Origin of the sequence: Xylanivirga thermophila (genome assembly GCF_004138105.1) — a bacterium.
GTDB lineage: Bacteria > Bacillota > Clostridia > Caldicoprobacterales > Xylanivirgaceae > Xylanivirga > Xylanivirga thermophila.
This window is the reverse complement of record NZ_RXHQ01000010.1, coordinates 1-1,413: the sequence shown is the minus strand read 5'-3', so window position 1 is coordinate 1,413 and position 1,413 is coordinate 1. Positions and strand designations below refer to the sequence as shown.

The window sequence follows — 1,413 nt, the reverse complement described above, 5'->3', positions numbered from 1 at the left end:
ACTGCTAAGCTGCAGTATGCTTTCTTGTAAGCATCTTAGCATGTTCTTCGGGAGTACGTAGTTCAAAAGGTTTTCTATCCCTGAGAACAGCAAAGATGATATAAACAAGTTTATGCATAACTGCCCCTAAAGCTACTTTTTTAGGCTTGCTCTGTGACTTTCTCTTATAGAAATCCATAAGTACAGGATTACATGGCTCATTGTTCCGTTTAGTTCGCACATTGGCAAGTGCCGTAGTATAGAGTACCCGCCTAAGCAGCCTTGAGCCCCTTTTAGACATCTTGTTACGGGTACCAGTGAATTCCCCAGATTGCATTACTGAAGGATCAATTCCAAAGTATGCAACTAGCTTTTGTGGTTTTCGAGAACGCTGAGAAATCACCGATCTCAGCAATGATAGTAGCAGCTGTAAGAAAGCCTATGCCAGGGATACTTTGAAGAAGTTCAAGAGTCGGGGATATTACAGGCACATCCTTTGACAAGTCATCGTTAATTAATTGGTGAATTGCCTTTAAGATGTTAGTAAGATTATCTTGGAGGTTTTTAACCATAGAGATATAAACGGTGAGCATTGTTACGTTAGCAGTATTATTAACGCTTAAGGGCTCAAACTCCTTCGCTTTGAGGACTAGTAATTCATACTTTGCTGTTGCCCACTCAAGACTTTTGCGGGAATTTCCTTTGATTATAGAAACCAGTTTATCCTTATCAGCCTTGATTATTGTTGTAGGTGTAGGATACTCTTCTAAAACAGCCATAGCGGTTTTAGAAAAGATATTTGAGAAAACATCCTTGAAGCTAAGCATAAGCTGATCAACAATGCCTGTAAGTCTATTTTTATAGGCAGTAAGCTCATCACTTAGCTTATAGTACTGGCGACAAAGGCTCTTTAGGCATTCAATATCTTCATTTGGTATATTGGTAGTTTCTAATTCTTGAAATCTATGGAGCAGAGCAATTTTTTGGGCATCAATTTTATCATTTTTTACTTTCCTTATTCCAATATTTTTGATAGAATCAGTTTGGATGGGGTTTATGATAGAGACCTCAAATCCAAACTTACAAAGTGAATGGAAAAGGATTTTGTGATAGTGCCCAGTAGATTCCATGACGATGGAGGGCCTTGAATCAAAGTCCTTTTCCGCTTTTTTTAATAGTTCAATGGCTCTTTTCACATCAGTATAGGAATCATGGTTAATTTTCATTCGGGCAACCACTTTGTTAGATGGTGAAAGAATGGCCATCTCACTAAAGAACTTGCCCACATCAATACCAGCAATAGGTTTGAAATTCATGTTAAATATCTCCTTTTAAAATTATTTGGACTTAAAGTATCCATTCCTTTCCATGTAAGTAAATAACCTTGCATGTGACACGAGGAACCAGCTAAAAAGCTGGCCTCAACCAGCCAAA

Annotated in this window: 1 pseudogene; it reads right to left on the bottom strand. The window is 38.0% G+C overall.

Annotated features, from left to right (window positions below):
• Window positions 1-4 precede the first annotated feature (4 nt).
• Window positions 5-1,295 (bottom strand): annotated as a pseudogene (locus EJN67_RS06645) (IS110 family transposase).
• Window positions 1,296-1,413 lie beyond the last annotated feature (118 nt).